At 40.7% G+C, this 23,043-nt stretch carries 33 protein-coding genes and 1 pseudogene; 16 read left to right on the top strand and 18 right to left on the bottom strand.

The features are described from left to right. Position 1: 1 nt before the first annotated feature. The 15 genes from FTT91_RS11145 to FTT91_RS11075 all read right to left on the bottom strand — a co-directional run bounded on the left by FTT91_RS11145 (position 2) and on the right by FTT91_RS11075 (position 9,997). Positions 2–1,489: a DUF935 family protein gene (locus FTT91_RS11145; protein WP_180169437.1), complete on the bottom strand. Its 1,488-nt coding sequence runs from the start codon at positions 1,487–1,489 to the stop codon at positions 2–4. A 10-nt stretch (positions 1,490–1,499) separates the two neighbouring features. Beyond that, positions 1,500–3,062: a phage terminase large subunit gene (gene terL / locus FTT91_RS11140; RefSeq protein ID WP_180062106.1), complete on the bottom strand. Its 1,563-nt coding sequence runs from the start codon at positions 3,060–3,062 to the stop codon at positions 1,500–1,502. Beyond that, the gene (locus tag FTT91_RS11135) at positions 3,040–3,516 is read right to left on the bottom strand and encodes a DUF2280 domain-containing protein (protein WP_180169436.1); all 477 of its coding nucleotides are present in this window, start codon (positions 3,514–3,516) and stop codon (positions 3,040–3,042) included. The genes terL and FTT91_RS11135 overlap by 23 nt, the downstream gene beginning before the upstream one ends. A gap of 46 nt (positions 3,517–3,562) precedes the next feature. Beyond that, the gene (locus FTT91_RS11130; RefSeq protein ID WP_180169435.1) at positions 3,563–4,180 is read right to left on the bottom strand and encodes a putative metallopeptidase; all 618 of its coding nucleotides are present in this window, start codon (positions 4,178–4,180) and stop codon (positions 3,563–3,565) included. A gap of 295 nt (positions 4,181–4,475) precedes the next feature. Next, on the bottom strand, positions 4,476–4,943 hold the full coding sequence (locus FTT91_RS11125) for a hypothetical protein (RefSeq protein WP_180169434.1): 468 nt from the start codon (positions 4,941–4,943) through the stop codon (positions 4,476–4,478). 203 nt (positions 4,944–5,146) lie between these two features. After that, positions 5,147–5,701: a hypothetical protein gene (locus FTT91_RS11120; protein ID WP_180169433.1), complete on the bottom strand. Its 555-nt coding sequence runs from the start codon at positions 5,699–5,701 to the stop codon at positions 5,147–5,149. Continuing rightward, a complete protein-coding gene (locus FTT91_RS11115; RefSeq protein WP_180169463.1) occupies positions 5,698–6,102 on the bottom strand; it encodes a DUF559 domain-containing protein in 405 nt (134 codons plus the stop codon). The genes FTT91_RS11120 and FTT91_RS11115 overlap by 4 nt, the downstream gene beginning before the upstream one ends. Before the next feature lie 86 nt (positions 6,103–6,188). Then, positions 6,189–6,611, bottom strand: coding sequence for a hypothetical protein (locus FTT91_RS14815; RefSeq protein ID WP_373686117.1), 423 nt, complete (start codon positions 6,609–6,611; stop codon positions 6,189–6,191). 21 nt (positions 6,612–6,632) lie between these two features. Next, positions 6,633–6,989 (bottom strand): hypothetical protein, encoded by a 357-nt coding sequence (locus FTT91_RS11105; protein WP_180169432.1) that lies wholly within the window; start codon positions 6,987–6,989, stop codon positions 6,633–6,635. Beyond that, entirely contained in the window at positions 6,986–7,297 is a 312-nt protein-coding gene (locus tag FTT91_RS11100) for a hypothetical protein (protein WP_180169431.1), read from the bottom strand. Before FTT91_RS11100 ends, FTT91_RS11105 begins: the two co-directional genes overlap by 4 nt. Next, positions 7,294–8,043, bottom strand: coding sequence for an ATP-binding protein (locus tag FTT91_RS11095; protein ID WP_180169430.1), 750 nt, complete (start codon positions 8,041–8,043; stop codon positions 7,294–7,296). The genes FTT91_RS11100 and FTT91_RS11095 overlap by 4 nt, the downstream gene beginning before the upstream one ends. After that, positions 8,040–8,936, bottom strand: a complete 897-nt coding sequence (locus FTT91_RS11090) for a hypothetical protein (protein WP_180169429.1) — start codon at positions 8,934–8,936, stop codon at positions 8,040–8,042. Before FTT91_RS11090 ends, FTT91_RS11095 begins: the two co-directional genes overlap by 4 nt. Continuing rightward, positions 8,929–9,222, bottom strand: a complete 294-nt coding sequence (locus tag FTT91_RS11085) for a hypothetical protein (protein ID WP_180169428.1) — start codon at positions 9,220–9,222, stop codon at positions 8,929–8,931. The genes FTT91_RS11090 and FTT91_RS11085 overlap by 8 nt, the downstream gene beginning before the upstream one ends. 55 nt (positions 9,223–9,277) lie before the next feature. Further along, on the bottom strand, positions 9,278–9,727 hold the full coding sequence (locus tag FTT91_RS11080) for a phage regulatory CII family protein (RefSeq protein WP_131262059.1): 450 nt from the start codon (positions 9,725–9,727) through the stop codon (positions 9,278–9,280). 51 nt (positions 9,728–9,778) lie between these two features. Next, complete coding sequence (locus FTT91_RS11075) at positions 9,779–9,997, bottom strand: Cro/CI family transcriptional regulator (RefSeq protein WP_151805483.1); 219 nt, start codon at positions 9,995–9,997, stop codon at positions 9,779–9,781. A 113-nt stretch (positions 9,998–10,110) separates the two neighbouring features. Between FTT91_RS11075 and FTT91_RS11070 the strand changes: the two genes are divergently transcribed. The 16 genes from FTT91_RS11070 (at position 10,111) to FTT91_RS10995 (ending at position 20,312) form a co-directional block, all read left to right on the top strand. Next, positions 10,111–10,839 (top strand): LexA family transcriptional regulator, encoded by a 729-nt coding sequence (locus tag FTT91_RS11070; RefSeq protein WP_180169427.1) that lies wholly within the window; start codon positions 10,111–10,113, stop codon positions 10,837–10,839. 21 nt (positions 10,840–10,860) lie between these two features. Continuing rightward, positions 10,861–11,064, top strand: coding sequence for a hypothetical protein (locus FTT91_RS11065; protein WP_180169426.1), 204 nt, complete (start codon positions 10,861–10,863; stop codon positions 11,062–11,064). 78 nt (positions 11,065–11,142) lie between these two features. Further along, a complete protein-coding gene (locus tag FTT91_RS11060; RefSeq protein WP_180169425.1) occupies positions 11,143–12,315 on the top strand; it encodes a type I restriction endonuclease in 1,173 nt (390 codons plus the stop codon). Between the two features lie 148 nt (positions 12,316–12,463). Beyond that, positions 12,464–13,387 carry a hypothetical protein gene (locus FTT91_RS11055; RefSeq protein WP_180169424.1) on the top strand — a complete coding sequence of 308 codons (924 nt, stop codon included), beginning with the start codon at positions 12,464–12,466 and terminating at the stop codon, positions 13,385–13,387. A 133-nt stretch (positions 13,388–13,520) separates the two neighbouring features. After that, a complete protein-coding gene (locus FTT91_RS11050) occupies positions 13,521–13,874 on the top strand; it encodes a hypothetical protein (RefSeq protein WP_180095565.1) in 354 nt (117 codons plus the stop codon). Positions 13,875–14,071: 197 nt separating this feature from the next. Next, on the top strand, positions 14,072–14,512 hold the full coding sequence (locus FTT91_RS11045; protein WP_180169423.1) for a hypothetical protein: 441 nt from the start codon (positions 14,072–14,074) through the stop codon (positions 14,510–14,512). Next, the gene (locus FTT91_RS11040; protein ID WP_180169422.1) at positions 14,509–15,042 is read left to right on the top strand and encodes a hypothetical protein; all 534 of its coding nucleotides are present in this window, start codon (positions 14,509–14,511) and stop codon (positions 15,040–15,042) included. The genes FTT91_RS11045 and FTT91_RS11040 overlap by 4 nt, the downstream gene beginning before the upstream one ends. A gap of 2 nt (positions 15,043–15,044) precedes the next feature. After that, a complete protein-coding gene (locus tag FTT91_RS11035; RefSeq protein WP_180169421.1) occupies positions 15,045–16,166 on the top strand; it encodes an ATP-binding protein in 1,122 nt (373 codons plus the stop codon). Continuing rightward, positions 16,163–16,837, top strand: coding sequence for a putative quorum-sensing-regulated virulence factor (locus FTT91_RS11030; RefSeq protein ID WP_180169420.1), 675 nt, complete (start codon positions 16,163–16,165; stop codon positions 16,835–16,837). The genes FTT91_RS11035 and FTT91_RS11030 overlap by 4 nt, the downstream gene beginning before the upstream one ends. 4 nt (positions 16,838–16,841) lie before the next feature. Then, complete coding sequence (locus FTT91_RS11025) at positions 16,842–17,030, top strand: hypothetical protein (RefSeq protein ID WP_180169419.1); 189 nt, start codon at positions 16,842–16,844, stop codon at positions 17,028–17,030. After that, positions 17,027–17,950 (top strand): hypothetical protein, encoded by a 924-nt coding sequence (locus FTT91_RS11020; protein ID WP_180169418.1) that lies wholly within the window; start codon positions 17,027–17,029, stop codon positions 17,948–17,950. Before FTT91_RS11025 ends, FTT91_RS11020 begins: the two co-directional genes overlap by 4 nt. Positions 17,951–18,089: 139 nt before the next feature. Next, positions 18,090–18,875 carry a hypothetical protein gene (locus FTT91_RS11015; RefSeq protein ID WP_180169417.1) on the top strand — a complete coding sequence of 262 codons (786 nt, stop codon included), beginning with the start codon at positions 18,090–18,092 and terminating at the stop codon, positions 18,873–18,875. Next, positions 18,875–19,492: a hypothetical protein gene (locus FTT91_RS11010; RefSeq protein ID WP_180169416.1), complete on the top strand. Its 618-nt coding sequence runs from the start codon at positions 18,875–18,877 to the stop codon at positions 19,490–19,492. The genes FTT91_RS11015 and FTT91_RS11010 overlap by 1 nt, the downstream gene beginning before the upstream one ends. Beyond that, complete coding sequence (locus FTT91_RS11005; RefSeq protein WP_180169415.1) at positions 19,485–19,736, top strand: hypothetical protein; 252 nt, start codon at positions 19,485–19,487, stop codon at positions 19,734–19,736. Before FTT91_RS11010 ends, FTT91_RS11005 begins: the two co-directional genes overlap by 8 nt. Beyond that, positions 19,729–20,046 carry a hypothetical protein gene (locus FTT91_RS11000; protein WP_180169414.1) on the top strand — a complete coding sequence of 106 codons (318 nt, stop codon included), beginning with the start codon at positions 19,729–19,731 and terminating at the stop codon, positions 20,044–20,046. The genes FTT91_RS11005 and FTT91_RS11000 overlap by 8 nt, the downstream gene beginning before the upstream one ends. Next, complete coding sequence (locus tag FTT91_RS10995) at positions 20,046–20,312, top strand: helix-turn-helix domain-containing protein (RefSeq protein ID WP_180169413.1); 267 nt, start codon at positions 20,046–20,048, stop codon at positions 20,310–20,312. Before FTT91_RS11000 ends, FTT91_RS10995 begins: the two co-directional genes overlap by 1 nt. 7 nt (positions 20,313–20,319) lie before the next feature. Here FTT91_RS10995 and FTT91_RS10990 read toward each other — a convergent pair whose 3' ends face one another. From FTT91_RS10990 to FTT91_RS10980, 3 genes and pseudogenes are all read right to left on the bottom strand, one after another. Further along, positions 20,320–21,582, bottom strand: coding sequence for an integrase family protein (locus tag FTT91_RS10990; protein WP_180169412.1), 1,263 nt, complete (start codon positions 21,580–21,582; stop codon positions 20,320–20,322). A 400-nt stretch (positions 21,583–21,982) separates the two neighbouring features. After that, positions 21,983–22,183: pseudogene (locus FTT91_RS10985) on the bottom strand (I78 family peptidase inhibitor); the annotation flags it as partial. A 237-nt stretch (positions 22,184–22,420) separates the two neighbouring features. Then, entirely contained in the window at positions 22,421–22,726 is a 306-nt protein-coding gene (locus tag FTT91_RS10980) for a DUF4298 domain-containing protein (RefSeq protein WP_096901595.1), read from the bottom strand. Positions 22,727–23,043: the final 317 nt, after the last annotated feature.

Here is a 23,043-nt window from a genome sequence, read left to right as displayed (position 1 = left end):
GCTATTCCCCTTTACTCGCAGCCATATACCCTAAAATATCCGCAGCATACAAAGCCTGATCTAACTTGGCTGTAAACTCGGTTTTAGTGGCTTTTGGAATAAGCTGCATAAGATTGAACGCCAACGCTTCAGGACTGTCTGACGTGCTTGCTAACTGCCGAATCTCAGCATCATTTAGCAGCGTTAAATCATCCTGCCCATCTGTCAGTTCTTCAACTTCTTGCTGTGCATCGGATAGCTTGTTCGGCTTAGCTTTGAAATTAAATGCCTGGCGAGGTAATGCGGTGAATTGATTAAAGCCAGTTTGAGGTTGCTCAATCACATCACCATCTTCCAGACCATATTCACGCTTAAAGTATTGTGGCGTTAAGACTGCACCGGCATTCTTTAACTTCACATCACGTTCCGCCTTTTCAGGTTCAAGTGACTTTTCCTCACCAAGAATAATCTGTCTGCGCTTCCAACCATTAAGATCGCACAATGCATTAATAATCGCCTGCACTGTTGGGGTAATCATCCGAATGTCTGCACGGTATTTCGCATTTTGTACTTCCAGATGCACATCACCCAATGCACGGCTGCCTGCGCCATCTGTACCACTGGTGAGCGTCTGACCTAAAACCACCTTTTGAATACGGCGTTCCAAATTCTTGTCGAATGTTTCATAAGCCTGTGAGCCATTACCCACAGCCGATGCACTATGCAGTTCTACAGAGTCCATACTCGAAATGGCTAGAACAGAAGTTGCATGTGCTTTTAGTAATGCATCCCGCATATCTTGGTTGTGGCCAGTAGATGACTTGCCCACCAACAATGGCATACCGTACTTTTCAACAAATTTTGACCAGAATTTAAAGCCATTCGTTTTAAAGAACCAAACCCAGTACAAACGACTAAGCAGTGCCTCTCCATAAGGATTTTCAAACGTAGATTTGCAGCGTGTTAAGAAATGCTTAAAACGCTGGTCTACTTCCTGATCCTGATGTGTGTGGTTGTAGTTTTTTAAAAGAAGTAAACTTCCATTACTCTTTGGCTCATACCATTGCAGAGGCTTCTCACCAATCCATTCAAAGCCTATGAAAGGCGTGACAGTATCACCTTGAATATGAACCCTTGGGTTTTCAAGTTTGGAGTAAATTCCCTCAAGCACAGAATATCCGTACCATCGCGCGTTTTGTGCGCCTATAATGATTTCAGACCACCATTCACGAAGATGTGCATACAGGATTTCTGTTTCTATACCTTCTGCTGGCTCTAGCCGCCATGGAGCACTTTCCAGTTTATCCTGTCGCTTCTCAATAGCCTGATATACTTCATCGTCATACATCATGACTTTTAAGCGATGTCGGGTAATTCCTGCTTTACGCAATACCTCGTCTACATCAGGCATTTTAGTCAAATAATTGAGTAGCGCCTGTTCAGCCTCATGCACACTTAAGTTACCCGACACAGGCTTTTGACTTTCGGGATTGCGTTTTTTCTTAGCCATATTTAAAACCTTATGCCGCTGGTGGGCTGTAATTCAACATCACGACTGAATCTTCAATCGCATCAATTAAGGTATCGACTTGGTCGTCGTGATCATGGGTCATTTGGGCGTTAAATGCCTCACACTCATCTAGGAAGGATTGCTTCCAAGTTGCATTTCGAGGCAGCATGACAAACCTGTTTTGATTTTCAGGGTAAACATCAAAGTTGTTCTCTAGGTGTGGTGCTACATCCATAAAGCGGGTCAATTTGTCCTTTTCACGTTGAACAGGAATAATTGGGATGCCGCCATATTTCTGCCATGACTGCACCAATTGGGTTCCATGCGCCTTATCCTCAACTTTCATGTATCGAAGTGGCTTTGTTGTGAAGTCATACGCTTTATGTTTATCGATAAATGCTTTCGCTTTCTTATTCATCTCTGGCGCTTCCCATTTGCCGCGCAAAAGATCAATCAAATAAAGCTTGCCATCTACCCCCATACCAACCAAAAGAAAGACAGTGAAGTCATTTTCTTCTTTGACCTTTTGAGCGGTATCCACATATACAGCACGCCAAACCAGTTCAGGTAATTCGTGATATTCACCAAACCACTCGCCCTTGATTAAATCACCACCTAATTTCTTAGGTCGCTGCATGTATTGGCTGCTGAACGTGTAACGTGAAACTGTTGCGCCATCTTTGTCTTGGCCGCCTTTCTCCAACTGCAGCAATGACTGCAAGGATTCTTTCAATGGCCAATAGCTTTGACGCCCTTTTTCGTCTCGCTCAACGTCACGTGGTACCTTCTTTTGAATATGCTCAGGTAGTGACTGAATGTAATCATCATCAATCAAGGCGGGTATTGAAATTTGATGCCATTCACCTGGTACGTTGCCAGTCATCACAAAGTTAGTCGGATCCTCAACGTGCAAACGCTGCATGATCAAAATAATCGGTGTAGATGACTTGGCTTTACGTGAGTTCACCGTGTTTAGAATTTTACGGTTTGCTTTGTTACGTGCTGTCTTACTGAATGCATCTTCTGGTTTAAGTGGGTCATCAAGAATGATAGCCCCTGTAAACCCAAGATCAGCTAAGGTACCAGCACGACGCCCTGTAACCTGACCACCCATCGAGGCGCTATACACATGCCCCGCCTCATACCCATCTACTGTGGTTTTCCATGATGCCTTTGCATCGGTACTGGTTGATATTTTGACTGGCCATAAGGCTTGAAAGTCTGGTGACTTCACGATATTTCGAGCTGTAGCCGAAACATCCTCAACCAAAGACTGTGAAAATGATAAATACAGAAAGCGTGAACGCTGGTTACGCCCAATCCCCCGTGCAATCAGGTTGGTAAGTAATTCTGTTTTACCACTGCCTGGTGGTACGTTAATCACAAGGTTGGGAATTTCACCACTGATAACTTTATCAATCGCATCAGCAATATATTCATGGTGCCAATTCACCAAGAATTTAAACCCCATACGTGGCAGGAAAAATGCCCGAGTAAAAAATAAATGCTCATCTTCACATTTGATTCTTTTTGCTTTTAATTTGACTGGGTCAATATTCGCTCTCGAGTTCATTTATCGCCTGCCTTACCTGCTCATCAGTGGCAGTAACAACTACTGTATTTTCGTTCTGAATCGGTCCACCACCTGCGCCTGTGATTTCCTGTTTATTTGTAAACTGCCCACCGCAATCCTTTGCAGCCTGTTCAAGAATCTTGAGCGACATCACTGTGTTCTTTGCATTGCGCTCTAATTGCTTCTGATACTGCTTTAAGCGGTAATGCTTGTTTGCAATCGGGATATCAATTAAGCCAGCATCAAAATCGGCGCGTGTCTTATTGAATAACTCGACAAATTTCTTACTTAGATTTTTACCAGCCGCTTTGGTTGGATCGTAAAGTTGGCATTGCTTTCTATCAATCTTTACACCAAATTCTTGCAAGACCTGATCTGCCACCTCTTGAGGGGTATCACGGCATGCAAGAGCTTGAACTATAAATATTTTTACAGGCTCTTTTAATGCTGCCATAAACACCCCTTTGTCTAGCTACGTCTAGCAAAACAGGCAAAAAAATTTAAGCCAACTTCAATAAACACGTACCACATGCATGAGCAATTTTTGCCTTGCCGACTGCAGGACCATCATTTACAAGCTCCACCATTTTTTGAACGTCTGGTGATGCACCGTAACGCTGAACGACACCGTGAAATTCTTCTACATCATGCGGTCGCAAATAATATTTATACTCACCTGTAGACGGGCTGATTTGGTAGTTACCATCTTCATCTTTTTTAGCACCAACATGATACAGCTCATGTTCGATCAATGCGCAAAAATCAGTATCACTGGCATTGTGTGCAAACCATGCATCAATCGTGATGATGAAATTCGGTACACAACCAAACCAATCGATCATCTGTTTTTCTTGACGCATCTTTCGCCAGCCGCCAGCCATCGGCGCAAACTTTTCAGTCTGACCTAAAACAATTTTTTCAGATTTTTTAAATCCACTTGATGCCCATAGCACCATAAATAAATCATCATCCCATGGCGATATATGCATGTGATCAGGGTTGTGTAGCTCACCATCCTCATCAATTAATGTTTTTAAAATCCATTCCTTTAGCTCATGTGCAGGCTCAAACCCCACTGGTTCTTCAGGATCAAGATCAAGTAAGCTTCGAGGCGGCATTGGTCGTTTCACAGCAATACATTCCGTAAGTTTCTAATTCGCTCTTTCAATCGGCGCATGATGCCGTCTATCGCTAGCATCTCTGCCCGCGTCAATCCCGATCTACTGAGGTTCTGATACTTAGACAGCTCAGCACTGCAAAATTCTAAGTCTTGTTTCGCCTGTACTTTGTCTGTCATGTAATCACCAATAAGAAAAGAAAAACCCCTCAACATCTAGAATGCGAGGGGCTTTGTTTGCCGTAATACGTTCGGCTAGTGCTACCAAACTAATGCTTGGTAGCGAGGGCTTGAATTTATCTACACTCCAGCTTTGGGGGAGTGCTGGAATATACATGCTTAATGTTTGCTGATGCTGTTAATTCACCTGGTAATAATGGGGATAAAACCGAAATTAGCCCAAAATCAACCATTGCACTACCTTCATAAAAGCAATTTATTTCAGCTGGTTTCAATGGGATTTTAAAATCATTATGCATATCTTTACCACTACCAGAATATTCAACCGTTAAACCCTTTAATAAAGGGATTTGAGATTCTGACTGTTTGATTGTGATAAGCATCATTTCATCCGTATGCTCATGCATCCCATAACTAAAATCCACTCTTACTGGAGCGATTGAACTAAAAGTATCTGATTGATACTCATTTTCGTAATCATCTGCATGAAATGTGGTTGAAAGTGTTTTAAATTTTTCAGCAGCTAACACATCAATTGAAACAAACATTAACCCACAAAGCATAATTTTATTTAATTTTTTCATATAATATCAGCCCGTTTAATTTAAGAGCATGGATTGTACAATTATATAGAAATTAAACAACAAAAAAGCCCACATTTCTGTGAGCTTTACGGTAATTACCAGTCTTTCCTGATCGTCATTTGCTTTCACACAAATTAAGCTAGACAGCCATAATATGACCATCTTATAAAAACTATAGCTTAGTTTCCGTTTAAATGGAATCTTTAAGTACGCAATTCTTTGTAAGTATTTTTTTTATACTTTTCAATCGCCTTGGATGCTTCATCTATCGCTGATTCTATAGCGATTTCCATCATTGCTTCATACGGTTTCCAAGTTTTTCGATAGTTATCAACCGTCATCTGGTGGCAATTAATACCCGCATAATACAAACGCCCCTGTGCTGTGAAATTAGCCTCAAGCTGAGGATCCAATGCAAAGTCTATGACCATACGCGCAATCAGGTACGCCAAGTGATTCATTGTGATGTGCTCAGGCTCGCGCTTTTTATCCGTTACGGCGTTTTTAAGCATGATATTTACAAGATGCCCTCGCACATATTCATAATCACTTTCGCACTTACCCTCAAATATAATTAACGCAGTTACTGACTTCGCTAGCTGTGTTTCCATAACTGCAATCGCACCTAAACGATCTTCGTAATTCAAAGGCTTCTCTCCAGTGCCACGCACATTTGGTTCAAAATTTGGCGACTTAGCCGTAATGCCATGAGTCAGCCATTCAAATTGTTCAAACTTTTCCGCCACTGCTGCATTCATCCCTTCACCAACCCTTCAATCTGTTTAATCGCAAAACCACTTGTCACTTGCTCTGTACTGAACCGTAAAACCTGAAATCCCATCATTGTTGCTGCGTTATATTTTTCCATATCCCCCAAATAACCTTTACCCCGTGTATGCCTGCCGCCTGACCAGATACCCCCTTCAACTTCGATCAGCAGCTTCGTATTCTTGATATGAAAATCTGCCCGCCATTTTCTTGCTGTGTGAAATTGAAACTCCTGCACAAATTCAATTTTTAACGCTCTGAGCTGCTGGATTAATGCTGCCTCACCCACACTTTCCACCTTTGCGCCTTTAACCTTTTTCTTACGCTTGGTGGCAGTCTTACGACCACCGCCATAAAGTTTTCTGTATTCAGCAAGCGAGATGCTAGTCACCATCACCTCGCAATGCATACATCACAGAACTTGGCACCCAGCCACAGTACCCACAAACCAAACCGCCTGTTATGCGGCCACAGAATTTACACATGTTCACCTACCCGTTCTATGACTGTTTGAATGGCTTTCAATGTCATATCCTTGTCAGTGGAATCACGTAAAAGATCAGCAATCATTGAAACTTTTCGCTTATATTTCTCAGCAACTTTTTCAGCAGCTTTCTGCATACGATCCTGCACAGTGTTGAATGCGATTAGCTCATTGTGTTCTTGTTTAAGCTGGATATAGCACTGCTCCATGTTGTTGAGTTGGGCTTTTCGATAATCCCAAGCCTGATAAGCCATCTGCACCAGCAACACTCGATAAACATCGCCATCCCTATCAAACAGCTTGTCACCATGGATGAATCGCATATTCGTGTAGAAGTCCTGATCCTCAAACCACACCTCAAAGGCGGTAAACGGAATTTCTGAAAGATTTATAACCACCCCTTCCAAGCTATTCATTGCTTCTTCAAAATTCATCTCTCAATCCCCCTGCACAATCGTCATCGGCGAGATGTGATTACGGATGTCAGTCACGTAATCCGTGCGGTCATCTTCAAACACAGATTGAATTCGCTCTCGAGCCTTGCTGAAATCCCCGACCAGCATTGCGCCACCTTCAATTTTTTCCTGGCTCAGCTCTGCATAGGCAGCCAATTCTTCCGCTTCGCTGCGACCGTAGTAGTGCTGGTCAATTTGGGATTTAAGCTCATCAAGAAAAATATCGTTTGAGCATCGGATAAATCCGTTCGTGTACATTTTCATTTTTGTGTTGTATGCCTTAGCCCACTCAGGCGCACCATCCACAATTTTCCGCATCTGTTCGATTGTTAAATTCATGCCTTCAACTCCTTTTGAACATTCATGATGTCTTTGGCGTACTGCGTTGCCTTGTAGTGACTACCTGAAACACGCTCCAAATATCGCCATTCAACAAAATTTTGCAGTTGGCTATAAACGGTTGCCCTGTGTGCATCAATAACGGCTTCTTGAATATCTTTCACAGTGAACAACTGAGTTGCATAGCATGCGAAAAGCAAAATATTTAACTGATCTTCAAATGTGAGCTTCCTTGTTTTATCAAACACACTTTCAACTGGTTTAATATCCACGCCATTCTTTAAGAAATCTTCAACTGTTTTGCTCACACCCCACCCCCTACCCGCTGATCTGCCCAGTTGCATTCCACAACATCTAACCCATCATGTTGAAAACGAGACCACAGTCGATCACCTAAATCTTTGCGCAATTCTTCTAACGTATAATTTGAAATGAGCATCGTTGGCTTGCCTTCGTCATAACGTGCGTACAGCACTTTGTGCACCAGCTGCAGTCTGTTCTCATGCCGATCATGCAAACCATATTCATCCAAAATTAGTAAATCGTATTCAGTGAATCGGTAAACCGCTTGAGCTTCGTTGTCATCGGGCTTAGTCCATGCATTGGCAATTTCTGCTGACATGTCTTCAGACGTGATGTATCTTGCGAATTTGCCCTTGTCCAAAGCGTTTCTAGCCACGGCGCAAGACAGATGTGTTTTACCAGTACCAGTACGACCAACCATGATCAAATTACGTGTAAGGCCCGTAATAAAATCCTTGGTGTATTTCACGCAAAGCTCTTTGGCATTTCTTTGGCCATCGTTTTGAGTGATGTACTCGTTGAATCCACTTTTGGCGTGTCGGCTTGGGAGTTTGGCACCTTCAAAGTGTTTTTTTCGAACCATGGCATCAACTGTTTTTTGATGTTCAAGATTGCTTTGAATCACATTCTCTTTTGCACAGGTTCCACAAACCAAACTACTACCCGCTTTGATTTTGAGTTCAGCGTGGATAGGACAAATGTCACTACTAACTTGGAAATTAAATCCTGCTACTGCTGCAATTGAGTTCATACAAGGTCCCCCAAATCGATATCGTCAGTTGAGCAAGGCGCATACTGAGTCACATCACCCCAAGCGTCGTTGACGTTACGGTTTTGTTTGACAGAGTTTGTTTTTCGGGTTGGCTGGGTTTTTTCACGCTCAATACGCTGCTGCTGTTTTTCAAATTCTTGAACGAGCCACTGTGCAAATTTGTGATGACGCTGGTTGTCAGTGAGCTGAAAATTCTTTTCGTGATGCGCGTTAAAATTCCCTAGATGGAATTGAAATTCTTCCAGACTCAGAATTTCATGAACACGTTGCGAAAATTTTGAAGTTTGTAAAATCACTTTCAGATGCTCGATATCTGGATTCCAAACTTCAGGTTCCAAAATTTTTTCATGCGCGTTTGTGTGTATATTCTCTTGTTCTTGCTCCTGTTCCTGTTCTTGGCTTGCAAGGGGCTTTGAAGGGGCTTCATTTTTCGTGTGTTTTTTTGTCGAATTTGCACGTTTTTCAGTCATGCAAAATGCCTTGCTATATTTGTCAAAAAAGCTTGCTAGATAAGGGTTTGAGGGCAATGAGTTATACTCATTCTGTACGCCTTTACAACGGTTGTCTGTAGACTTAAGCGAATCAGCAACCTGATAGCGTGCCATTTCATAAACCCATACAACCTCAGATTCATGGTCATAAGTGCAAAATCCCGCTTCGCAGGCACTATCAAGCCCCTTTGAAGCACCTTCTAAGCCCAAGCCTGTTTCATGCGCGATATATAGAAGCGGCACGTAAAATAAGCCGAGCATATTGGCATGAGGGCAAGTCATTAAATACATTGCAACCACGAGACCCTCTGGACATTTACGCAGCTGTTTTCCAGTGGACCCTGTCCAAAAATGTGGCGATACTTTTGCATAATCACGCATGGCTTCTAAGCTCCTTGTAAGGGGCTTGCATGGGGCTGACAAGGTACAGAGATTTAACCATTACACCCTCATCACTCACAAACAACGCCACGGTATGTTCTGGTTTGTCTTCCCAATAACAGTCAGCACAAATAAAACCATCATTGTTTTCTGTACGGCTGACCATGCTGTCCGATCCGCAGTAATCACATTGCGGCACTAAGATTAAGCAGTTGCTGCACTGCTCTTCTTTAAATTCCGTACATTTGCCCTGACATGGGTGTTTTGGTAAAGTATTTGTGTTCATAAAGAATTTCCCTCTGAATTGAACGCAAAAGCCCGATCCACGAAGTCGGGCTTTTTTATTTGCCTTCAACACAGGCGTGTACCTTGGCATCCAGTTCAGCCAATATCTTGTGCAGTTTGTTTATGACTCGTGACATATCCACCGCTTCACCACGAGTTATACGGCCATCCAACATCATTTCTTTGAATACAGATTGAATGTCACCGCCACTGATTCCCATGTTTAACACCAGTTCAGTCAATGCTGTGTCGCGGCATTCGGGAATTTTAGGTATATCAATTGCAACCTTGCCGTGCTCTGCATTAAGTGCATGCAAAATGCGGTAATCGTTTGTGATTCCCATTAATTTTGAAGCTTCAGCAAGCGTAATATGGTGTGTATCCGTGTTTGGATTCACTTTGCTATTCAGCACGGCTGGGCTTTTAATGCCGAGTCTAGGTGCAAGAGCATTTGCCCCACCTGGGTAGTCATGCACCGTGTGATATGCCGCATCTAAGATGTTCATTTAGGCTTCCTTTGAACGTGTTTAAATAAAATCAATTGGTTGATAATTGATTTATGCAGTTAATGCGGGAGCTATAGATGAAACTGACTTATCACGGCGTATTTCAAAATGAATACTGGGAATCAAAGCCATAATTTTTCCAACGGATGGGTCTGGAACATACTCCCCCCACTGGTTTACAGCTTGTGGAGTAACCCCTATCTCATCTGCTAAGTGGGATGCATTTTTGAAGAATTTCATAGCATCACTTGTCTTAATCAGTACTTTCACTTTTATTCCTCAAAGTGCGCTTTATTTTTAAAGCATACTTTAATAAATATTTGCAAGCAAGCTTTATTATTCATGTTGTAAGCTAGCTTTAAATTTAAAGTGGGTTTTATTTTATGAACACTCTTCAGGATAGGATTAACCTTGCTATTAGCCATTTCTTGAAAACCAGAAATGAAAAGAAATTAAAAAGAAGTGAAATGGCAAAGTTTTGTGGTGTGTCAGTTGCCGCCATAGGTCAATGGATTAACGGACAAACCAACTCACTTGATAGTTTAAAAAATGCAAAGGCTGCGCAGTACTTGGGTGTAAACCCACACTGGCTAGCTGGCGATTCAAAATTTAAAATGCTGGACGATGTTGATTCAACTATTAAGTTTGATCCACTTGTTGCTGTAGATACCGTGGTTGCAACCGAAGACCACAAAGATGATTTTGTTTGGATCGATGTTGTTGAGGCTGTCTTTTCATGTGGCGCTGGCGAATCAATTGAATTTCACTTTGACACCATTAATGGAAAAATCCCATTTTCGCCTTCGTTTATGAAAGAAAAAGGCGTTACTGAAAAAACCATGAAAATTATTAAAGCCAAAGGCGAAAGCATGGCGGATTTCATTAAGGATGGTGACCTAGTTGGTATCAACTTAGCGCAAACAGACATTATTGATGGTGAAATTTACGCTGTGTATTTAGCTGGCGAAGGCATGTTGAAGCAAATATTTAAAGAAGCTGACGGCTCTTTGGTGCTTCATAGCTTGAATGAAAAGTTTCCAGACAGAATTGTAAGTGAAGAAAATGGAAGGAATTTTAAAGTAATAGGTCGCCAGTTTTGGCGGGCGGGGTAAATTTAAAAATAGAGAATACTTATGCATCCACAACAAATTATGAATCAAATCATTGAGCGTATTAACAAGGCTTCAGCTGCTAACGAACCTCTAACGCTAAACCCCGAAGAAGTTAAAATTCTCTCAGAAGAAATTGGCGATCTACACTTCATCCCTGTGCTTACTAATGAGCAGTTGATCCAGCTATGCAATGAGGGAAAGTTGGGTCAAAAGATGGTTGAGTAAGATTGTTGGCTATATAGAAAATTAATTGAAGATAACTTGTCTCTCAAGACACAGCTGCTAATCCAGAGGGGGAAAACCATGGATAATTTTGTACAAAGACTTAAAAATCATATAGAACATGTGAAAAAAGTGGGTGAACACTGCACAACAGAGGAAACTACAAAGCAAGCACTTATATTGCCTCTATTGGATATTTTGGGATTTAATCCGTACGATCCAACGAAAGTTCTTGCTGAGTTTGCAGCAGATTTCCCAGGAGTAAAATCAACAGAACGTGTTGATTATGCATTGTATTGCAACGGCCAGCCTGTAATGTTTATTGAAGCTAAGCCTTATATTGCAAACCTAACTAACCACGCCCCTCAACTATCAAGATATTTTAATAGCAGTCTTGGCGTAACAATTGGCGCTATTACAAATGGCCGTGAATGGAGATTTTTTACTGATTTAATAAACACAAATGTTATGGATGAGAAACCTTTCTTAACTATTGATTTTACGAAAGCACATCCTGAAGATTTAACTCAATTGGCAGAATTTAAGCATGATAATTTTCATGCAGAAAAACTAAGATTCTTTGCTGAAGAAAGTCAATATATACAGCAATTTAAATCTGTCATTAAAAGAAGCATAAATGAAGTTGATATTGACTTTGTTCGCTATGTCGCACAACAGGCTAATATTCAACGCCAACTTAATACTAAGTTTCTTGAGTCCATCCAACCTTTTGTTCAGCAGGCGGTACAGCAAGCGATTAGTGACACGGTTGTTAAGGGCTTGTCCTCTCCTACAATTATTACTGCACAACCTGTTGAGCAGAAGTTAGTTGGTGATCAGCCTGAAGTTAGCCAGGTAATACAAGAACCCGACTTTATCGTAAATCCTGACAATGAAAAAATCATCACAACAAAGGATGAGCAAGATCTGTTGCGCATTGTTACTGAATTATTCCCAGATATTGAGTTAGAAGGACGTGACACGGAAAGCTACTATTCTGTTTTATATCAAAATAAAACTAACAGATGGTTGTTTAGATATGACGTGAATCGTAAACGCCCTACTATTCAGTTTAATGTATCTATTGATGAGACACGTAAAGCTGAACTTGAGCGTGCTGGCCTAGAAATTCAAAATAATGGGCAGATTTTTATAGAAAAACCAGAGCACATCTACAGAATGGTAGGCATTTTAAGAGATAGCCTTGAATATTGTATGAATGATGAAAATTTCAAACGTACCTCCAGCCAGTAAATTTCGATGAGTTTAAGCCGCTATATGCGGCTTCAAGTCTTTAATTTCATTAGTTATATCTATATATAGCTAAGAATAATACACTTAAAAAATTAGTAACAAAGCGAAACTGGCGTATCCAGTGTAATTATTTAAGAAGGGGGTAAAAGTGGAATTAGGTGAACTGACAATTAATGAAAATGGTTCTGCTATTTTTTTTGCAGAATATAGAGCTAGATTCACGATTGATGAGCCAGTACCAGTCGATATTGCTATCAAAAGTTTAAAAAGCTTTGAGGCTTTATTGGAAAGGACAAGATTGTTGGTTTCTATGTCTATGGAAAATATAAATATCGAAAGTACTGAGGTATTTGTAAAGGAAGTAGGTGAAGGCAGTTTTATTGTTGATTTTTTGGTAAAATACGTTATAGGTGAAGAAAATCAACAAAAAGCCGAGGAAATTTACGAATCTACTGTAAGGAATAATGAAAAAGTGAGGACGGTAGTTGCTCTTGGAGTTGGTGCTGCACTGGTAGTAGGCGCTCAAGCCCTACACTCTAATTTTTTCCCTTCCGCCCCTCAACAACCAGCTATTGAGGCATACAATAGCGTTATCATAAATGCAGCAGGTGATGTAAATATCTCACCAGAACAAATCAAAGAATATCAGAACTCCTTAAGAGACTCCAAAAAACTCGCTCAAGAAACTGTTAATGCTTTAGCTCCTGCTCGTTTAACCCCAAACAGTACAATAGAAGTAGATGGATTACAGCACTTAAATGTAGAACCTCAATTTATTAATAACGTTCCAGAAACATACCAGCCTCCAACTCCTGATGAACGTGAAGAAGCTCACTCAAATGTAGATGTGTTGATTTTTGCAAGTGATAAAGATAGGTCAGAGACAGGCTGGGCAGGCAATATACCAAGTTTATTTACTAAAAGAGTAAAATTTATTCTTGGCGATGATGTCCAGCCAAGTGTATTGCACGGCACTGTACAAGTTAAAGCTGATATATTGGTAAGAGAGCGGTTTAATAAGAACAAAAGAAAGTACGAGCCATATGAGGTTTTGATTTTAGCAATTAATTAAAGATTAAAATTTTTTTAAGCCACCCCAGCGGTGGTTTTTTTGTGTAATAACTCTGTAACAGTGGATTTAAACGCAGTTTTATACCATTTATTATATTTACCCCAATGATTTAAAAGATAAAAAGGAAAACAAAATGAAATACGTGTTAGGCGCAACTCTTGTAGCTCTAGCGATCACTGGCTGTACTTCGACTCCAAATAAAGAAGTAACGCGTGAAAACGTGATACGCAATGCCCCTGAAAACACACAAGTTATCAGTTTTGTAGGCCCTAATGATTTAAAACTTTTCCTAAAATCATCTGACCTATTTGAAACTGCACAAATGATTGATGGATCGGGTAAGGTTTATCATCTTAAACATGCTGTTTCTGGTAGTGGAGTTCGCTTAGCGAATGATGATGGTGTTTCTATTCACTTCAAAGGCGGTGAAGGTGTTGTCGAGTTTGAGAAAGATAAGCCGATCAGTATTACTGAAGTAAAAAAATAAAGTATCAACTTAAGATCAACCCACCCCAGCGGTGGGTTTTCTTTTGTCTATTGAAGCACAAATTAAAGTAAAGTTTAAAATAATTATTAAAGTGCGCTTTACACATCCAATTTATTAAAGTATGCTTTAATTATCGAAACAAAAAAAAGCACACCGACCGCTAAATCATGTGTGCTTTTCCAAACTGCGAGGTAATTATGAATACAACAACTCAATCTTTCAAGTATCCAATTGTAGCTATTGCTGCTGCAGTTGCCACAGTGGGCGCTTTGGCTGTCACCTACACACCAGAGCCAACGACTTACACACCCGCTTTTACAGCGAACACTGCACCGTCTCAATACGAGCTATTACAGCTGCGTATGACTGACAACACCAAAGGTCAGGCTGTAATTCGTTTAGATGGTTTCCGCATCACTACAACTTTTGAAGTTGAAGCATTTGAAGACAATTACGGTGTTCCAGGATCTGAATTTACCGCTGTTGATGTCACCAGTCTTGATGACGTTCAGGTCTTTGATGCAACTGGCAAACGCTATAACGACTTCACCGATCACATCGATCACCGAAACATGAATGCTCTAATCAAAGCACACATCGAAAAACATCGTTTAGTTACCTTGGGAGATGAATCATGAATTTTGCAACTCCAGAACAAGTGTTTACTGCCCTTGGTGATGGCAAGGACGTGTATTGGTCAGAGGATGGTTCAAGCGAATGGACTCCTTTAAACCAAAAGTCACAGCTTAACTTTTCAGACTTGTACTCAGGCTTTTTAAAGTTCCGTGTTGAGGATCTTCCGAAAATAAACATGCCGATTGAAGTTACTGACACACAGTACTTTTCAGCCTTTGTACGACATGAGGGCAGCTTTGAAATTTACCGTGTGGGCACAACAAAAACACGTTTTTATGCACTCAAGCTGAAACGTAATGTGCGCTCTGAAAACTACTTTTCAAACATTGATGTATTTGCAGTTAACACTGACGGCACGTTGAAAAAGATTCTCAGAACAGTGCCAAACGACTGGCTATTCAGTGCATTGGAAAAGGCACGTAAGGCGAATCGTAACCGCGAATATAACCAAATTCTGCAGGATACAGGCTTCTTTTCCAGTAAAGAATATGGCGACCACAAACGTAGAAGCCGCCGCATGGGAGGAATGTAATCATGGCATTACCGATTATTACAGCTGACCAGCCGTTAATTGTTCAGGCGATCATTACCTACATCTATGCGGATCCTGGTCTTGGCAAAACTTCTATGGGTTTTACAGGTGACAAAGCCATATCTTTTGACTTTGACAAAGGCGCACATCGTACTGGTGAGCTACGTCGTGGTGCCGTGGTTCCTGTTCAGCAATGGTCTGATGTTGCAAATATCACCCTGCAGGATTTAGCACCGTATAACACTGTTGTGATTGATACCGTGGGTGCAATGCTTGAAAGCATTAAAACCCACCTACTTGGCAACCGTGAAAACCGTCAAAAGGATGGTTCACTTAAGCTTAAGGCGCAGGGTTTGGCCAACAACATTTTTACTCAATATGTGAACAACTTGGTCAGCTCGGGTAAAGACGTTGTATTTATTGCCCACGCATCAGAAGACAACTCGGGCGACCAAGTTATTTACCGTCCAGACTTAGGCGGTAAAAACAGAAATATGCTTTATCGCATTGCAGACATCATGGGTTATTTGACCACTGTCACTACCAGTGAAGGTAAAAGTGCACGTGTAATTAGCTTTAAGCCGTCCCCTACTCACCACGCTAAAAACTCAGGTGCTTTAGGGGGTGAAACGGGCGAGGTTTGGGTACCTGATCTGAAAGAGCACCCGCGCTTTTTGGCTGACCTAATTAATCAAGCCAAGGGCCATATCAACACACTAACCCCTGCACAGCTTGAGGAGCAAAAGGCTCAGCAAGACTTGGGTAACTGGGAGCAGAGCTGCAATGAAGCAAAGCATGCTGGCGATATTAACGAACTGACCGCTTCTTTGGTTAAAGAGCATCGTTACTACGAAGTTATGCGCAAAACTCTAATTCACCATGCAGAGCGACTGAAATGCACATTCAACAAAGAATTGAACAAATGGATTGGGCCAAAAGAGTTTTTAGGCATCACGGATGAACAGCGAGATGAACTCCAAAACTTACTTGCCCAAAACAATGTTGATGTTATGACGTTCTGCGAAGAACAAGGAATTGACAGCCTTTTAGCAATCAATGCCGCTGACTTCCAGACAGTAAAAGCACACATCATGAATAACTTTAAAGAGGCCGCTATTGCATGAACGCAGTAATTTTAGACACCGAAACTCACGACATGAACGGATACCCGATTGAGATTTCGTATTCGCCTTGCGACTTTATAGATGGCGCTTTGCACGTGGGGCATGAATTGAATTTTGATGAATACTTTTCATGCCCAGAACGCATCTCTTTTGGTGCGATGGCAGTGCACCACATTTTGGAATCCGACATTGCAGGCAAGCCAAGCTATGAAACATTCCGCTTGCCTACCACAGTCAAATACATGATCGGTCACAATATTGATTATGACGTTGCAGCAGTTAAAAAGTGCGACCCAAAAATTGAAGTGAAAGCAATTTGTACTTTGGCTTTATCGCGCATGTTATGGCCAGACGCAAGTCACTCACTTGGCGCCTTGTATTACCAAATCAGTGAAGACAAAGAAAAGGCTCGTAAGCATTTACGCAATGCTCATAACGCGAAATATGACATTTACTTCACTGGTGTATTGCTTGAGGTGTTGGTTGGCGAGCTGGGCATCAAAGATATGAACTCGCTTTACATGATGTCTGAAACAGCACGTATTCCGAAAAAAATCACTTTCGGCAAATACAAAGGTACTTACATTGATGACCTGCCGAGTGACTACAAAGCTTGGTTACTACGTCAGGATGACGTGGACCCGTACCTACGCAAAGCATTAAAGGGATAACAACATGAAGAAAAATTATGTTTGGACCTACAAAGCAAAAGTGCAAGGTGGCCGTGGCTACATCACTGGGCAGGTTGAAGCACCTACTTTCAGCCAAGCAGAACAAATAGTTTTTGATGACAATTTATTAGTGGATTCGGTTGAGCTGAAATTATGCCGAAATGTGAAGCCAACACAGGAGTTTGCAGCATGAGTATTTTAACGGGTAATGAAGCTTTTGCGGCCATGGCTGCAGGTCAATCAATCGAATGCCGTCATAAAGACGCGACTGTATTTGATGCTATTGGAAACTTCCCTGCCACTGTATTTTTTGATACTGACCATGAATTCCGCATTGCGATCGTGTTTATGACTATTGGTGAAATACAGGTACCAGAAGCAGTCAAAGAAGTGCCTGCCAAGGGTATTCAATGCTTCACCCCATCAGTTCTGACTGAGGAATTGAGCAAGGGCTTTAAGTGGAAAAACAGCGCAAATGACTTGGTGCTTTTAAACCGTGGCTTGGTGCATTTAGTGCAAGAACATGCTGAAACGCATGCCAAAGCATTAATTGCTGTGAGCGGTGGAAGTCTTGAATCACCTGCAGAAACAGTTGTGGCCAAACCTGAAATTAATGTTGCTGAGCCTGAGCCAGTAAATGAAATTGAGCAAGTTTTAGGGCCTATCGCAAACAAGCAAGATAATGATCTGTCTGTTGCTAACTTGCAGAAACTTCAACAAGAAGCCGAACAGTTATGCAACAAACCTGCAGAAGAATCGACAGAAGATAAATATCAAGCTTTGCTTAATGACTTGGTCGGTCGTGCAGCTGTTGCTGCCACACCTGCAGAAGCAAATGCATTGGTCGGCTACACAAAAGAATGGACTGAAGAACAGCGCAAACCACTACTCACAGCTATTAGTAAGCGCTTAATGCTGTTGAACCCGAAGCCTGAAATTGAGCAGCCACCTTCTTTAATGGTGCAAATCCAAAATGCACCCGACTTGACCACACTTGATGCACTTGAAATTGATGTGTCAGCTCGTGCACCAGAGATTCAACCAAAGCTGATGGACTATATAAAGAAACGTCGCTTTGAGTTGGAAAACGGCGTAAGTGCGGTGACTTCATGAGTTTCTCATATTCAACCATCACCCGAACACTAACAGTGTTCGGGACCAAGATGACGCACATATTTAACAACGTGAGTTTAGGTGAAATTGACAGCCTAATTCTTGACGCAAAATTCAAAGAAGCGAACTGGAGAGAATAATGAATTCAGCTGCTGATATGAGACGCTTTCATGAGCAGACAGCTCTACAAAAAGCAAAAGACAAGGTAATTGATGCTTTAAAGAATGACCCGCTTGGCTTATCTGCAAACCAATTAATGACTGTTTGCCGCCTTAGTATTAAGACCGTGAAAAACATCCTAGCAACGATCGATGTGCAAGAAGAGCATGGTGTTTATTTCCTGTCAGGTGTAGCTAGAGCAGAAATAAAAGCTGAGCCACAGCCACTGCCAGCAGAGCAACCAAAAGCTGAACAACCTAAACAGGTTTCAACCAGAGTGCAGGCAAAAGCTCATGAAGAAATTTTGCAATATTTGCATGACTTTCCCGCAGGTTTAACAAAGCCTGAATTGATGGCTGCTTTGCAACTGAATGACAAGCAATTCACCAATGGCATTTATAAGCTGAAAAACGAGGGTGAAATTATCCGCACTGGTAAATTCGGCAGCTACAAATACCAATTAAAAACTAATGGCCAAGAAATGAATGCTGAAGTTATTGCGGCACCAGCTGCTGAAGAAAATGTGATTAGTGTGCAGCCTGTTGTAGAAACATCTGCTCAGGATCCACAGCCAAGTGATCTTAATGTCATCGATTTACTAAAAGACCAGATCAAAACAGTGGTCACAACCAAAAACCACTTAACAATTACGGAAGATCAGCTGTACGTCCTATTGTCTGACTTATTTGGTTTAAACACAGTCAATTTCTGTATTGATGCTGGTCGTCTTGTTGGTGTGAATCTTAGTGAAGAAGTGGTGGCGTGATGGATATTCAAAGAAAATGCTTTGAGGAATCAAACAATGTAAATCCAGATTGGTCTTTTAAGTTTGATGAAGAATTGCAGCAGTATATTGCGCTAGATAGCGAAATGGAATTGCAAGTAGACGAGTTTAACGAGCTTTGGGATACATTTCGAGCTGGATGGCAAGCAGCCAAAACTCAAGCCGATCAAAAAATTAAGTTGCTGCTTTGTGATGAACATTTAAAAAAATGCGAATCACCTACTGGCGTTTTTAACAGTCAATATCCAGATGAAGAACCATGTTTGATTTGCTTGGCGAAGCAATACAAAGCCCAAGCGGTGCCTGAAGGGTTTGTTTTAGTTGCTAAAAAATCAATAGAACACTGGTATTTAGATGAGGGTGAATATCTTTGGATGGATGAGCCTGATAACTGGTTGTGTGATATGGATGTAGGTGATGTTCAAGAAGTTGAGCATAAGGAATACATAGTCACAGAAAGCAATACACTCTATGCAACTAAGGTTTGGGATGCTGAAAACCAAGCTGTTAGTAGTTGGGAGTTTTTTAGCTCTAAAGATGATGCAGAAAAAGCGGCTGAATATTGTAAAGCCAAGCTGTGGGAGCAAAGCCATGACTGAATACAAAATTACAAGTCTAAAGGACTTGCTAAACATCCCTGTTGATCGAATTGATGATTGCTTGGATGAGTTAAAAGATGGCCTAAAGTTGATGCATGCTCAAATGGCGGCTTTTGAAATCCCTGTGGCTGACGGTGTATTCGATAGCTTCACCTGGAAAGATGATGGTGCTAAAGATATGACCAGCAATGCACATTTTTCTTGTGGTGGTGTTGTTCAAGTTAAGGTGGATCGGAATGACTGAAATTCAACAAACGAACGTCGGCGTGGCGAATTTCATTGCTGGTGAGTTGCACAAGATGCTGCCCTTTGACTTGGTGTTAGATCCAGGTGAAACAGGTGCTCTTTATGAAATAGCGGTTGATATGCGTCATTTAAATTCTGATTTTGTTGAATGGGTTATCAATGTCACAAAGAGCAGAAAGGCTAATGGCACTGGAGTCATTATCCGTGTGCAAAAACACTTTGTGCATCCGCTCTACAACATGCTTGCTTTATATATTAATAAGCATGACCAGTATGGTGTGGTTAAAGCATTGGGAGAGGTGTTGTGATGGCATTAAGAAACTTGGACTCAGTTGCTGAATGTAAAAAACAGCAATTACTTGAAAGTTTTATAGCTGCTCCAAATGATCAAAATTTTGGTCAAGAAGTGGTGGCGCTATATTTGGGTTGCTCCCCTTGGACACTGGCACGAATGCGCTGCGATGGTTCTGAGTTACCATATACAAAAATTGGACGACGCATCGCCTATAAAAAACGTGATGTGCTGGCCTACGAAAAAAGCCGCACAACAACGTGCACGGCTCAGTACGCATAAGGCAGGTCTATCCTGCCTTTATTTGTTTTAATCGCTCATCCCAAACACTTTCATAGTTAAAACAGTCAATTTTGCCTTGATAAACAGCTTCAACCATGTTCATTGAAGCCCTGAGTTCTTCCATTGGAATTTGAACATATCCACCAGTCACATCAACACGTGGCCTAGCAGTATGATTCAGTAATCGCTTGGTCACGTAAATATTGAATCGAAGTAAATTACAAATCGTAGCGAAAGTACGTCGGAAATCGTGCATTGAAACATAGAAATCCACCTGATCACCTATGACTCTTAGAATCCGATCAACACAGGTGGCATGGATGTTTGCTGACGTTGGTATTTTTGTCGCAGGGAAAACCCAATCGTTCTCACGCAATAAATAACGGTCTTTCAGGATTGATAATAGATGTTCACCTATGGGAAACCAATGGTCACCACCGTTTTTTGTATCCTTAAATACAACTGTTCCATCTTTAAAATTGATATCAGTCCATTTCAGCTTACAGACTTCTTGACGTCGGCAACCCGTATACATTGTGAATAAAAGTATATCTCGATGTGTGTTAGATCGAGCAGTATTTTCTAAATTCAGTTCATCCTGGTAATTCAGAACGGCATTGTAATATTTGTGAATAACCTCTTTATCCAAGTGCCTTTCACGACGCTCAATTTTATTCCACCCCTTGGTTACAGCAATAACATCAACAGGATTTGTGCGCAGTATTGGATCCTCATCACTTGAGTACAGCACATGCATATATTTCCACAACGTACCCAGTAGCGATACAGCACCATTCGCAGATGAAGGGCTCAACTTAGTTACTTCAATAAATTTATCCAGGACTTCACTTTTGGTGATTTCAAATAATTTTCTATTAGACCAGCGCAAATACAAATTGAAGTACTTATTGTATTGTTTGACTGTTTTTGGCTTGAAATCATTTTTGCTTAGATAAATATCCAATGCTTCTTGTACTGTAATATCAAGTGGGTTATTAACAACTTGTTTTTTTGATGGCTTTACATACTCACCATTGGCAATTTTAGCCAAAATGGTTTGTGCTTTTGCACGAGCAGACAAGGTAGAAATTTCATTAGTTTTACCTAGCACTACCCTGTACAGTTCCCCTGCATTTCTTCTTTCAATTATATAGGATTTTGATTTGGTGGTAGCCCGAACAGCAAAGCCAATTAACTCACTATCCCGATAAATTTTTTGACCTGACGTCGTCAATGGAATAGCATCAACATTGGACTTGTTGAGTTTCATATTTAATACCAGATACCTTAGACAGTACTGATTTAAGCATGTTTCTCAACAGTCTACAAATAATCTACAAGTAAAAAAGTGACACAATAAAACCTGCAAATTACCAACATAACAACTTGTTTTTATTGGATTTATAAAAATAAACTTTCCACAATGGTTTTATAGAAAAAGTAGAATCCACCTAAGCGTGTCGATATATTCAAGGCTTGCATCAATGTGTATTTCCTTGATTTTTCAAACACATAAATAAGTGCATTATCTGACCTGATCTAAAATTTTATGACAACCGATATATTAACACTGTAGTCCTTTAATTTTGAGTGATTGGCTGATTAAAACGCAAAACCCTGAAAATCAGAGCAAATTTTCAGGGTAATATTGAGAAAATTTCTTAAAATTTTTAGCCGCAAGAAGCTTGTATAATAATTTTAGTTTTCGGATCGACCACCACAGTGACTCGATTCATACGATAATCCATTGTTACAGGCTGACCTGGTGTAACCATTCTCACAATTTCAGCTCGGGTAAGCGCTTTAATTTGTGTTTCAGTCAAACCTGTTTTACCAACTAACTGCGCAGCAGATTCTGGGACACAATTTTGCATGGTCTGTGGCACCTGAGTTTGTTCATTGATAGGCTGATTACTACACGCAGCTAAAGTTGCCACACTTAAAACAGCCAAAACACTATATAACTTTTTCATGTTGATACTCGTTTTTAATTTCTTCAAACCAACTCAAAATAACATAACTGATTAAATATGCAGTAAATTTACTGAATAAAACTGTGATGATAGTTTTATTGATCAAAATAAATTAGATGTAAGTTTGGATTAAGTTTAATTCTCAATCACACTTAAACTCAGTTTCATCCAATCAATTGCCTGTTGGCGACGCTCTTCTAAAGCATTCCATAGCGTATCTTGCGATAATATAGAATATTCCCCTTCGCGGCAGCTAAGTTCAGGCGCATTTTCATAGTCCTCAAGCCATTGTTCACTTTGATAATAGGCCTGTAATTCTTGCCAGAGCTTTTCTGCAGCTTGCCATTTTTGCTGCGCTTCTCGCATCTGTCGATGTAAATCATGCCATTGCTCATATTGTTGCTGTAAAACCTGAGCATCGTACATTTTATTTTTACTCATAGCTGAAATTCAAAAATTAAGATGACATGAGCGTACAATAATTCAAGATCAAGGAATGTGAGTGTATGTAGGTTTTATTTAAAGAAACATATATTGCTATATTTTTTTGCATTAATTTTTAAAGAAGACAATTCCTGATTTATTTAGTCAACTTTAGCTTCATTACTTTCAGTAAAATTTAGTATAAAAGGGCTTTGTTGCACAAACCTATCTGTAAAGGCTTTTTCAGCGATATAATTTTCAAATGAAGAAGCCTACACACAAAATCTACCGCACAACCAATTGGCCCGCATATAACCGAGCACTCATGAGTCGCG

The organism is Acinetobacter sp. YH12021, from assembly GCF_013420145.1.
GTDB lineage: Bacteria > Pseudomonadota > Gammaproteobacteria > Pseudomonadales > Moraxellaceae > Acinetobacter > Acinetobacter towneri.
This window is presented reverse-complemented; position numbering and strand designations above follow the sequence as displayed.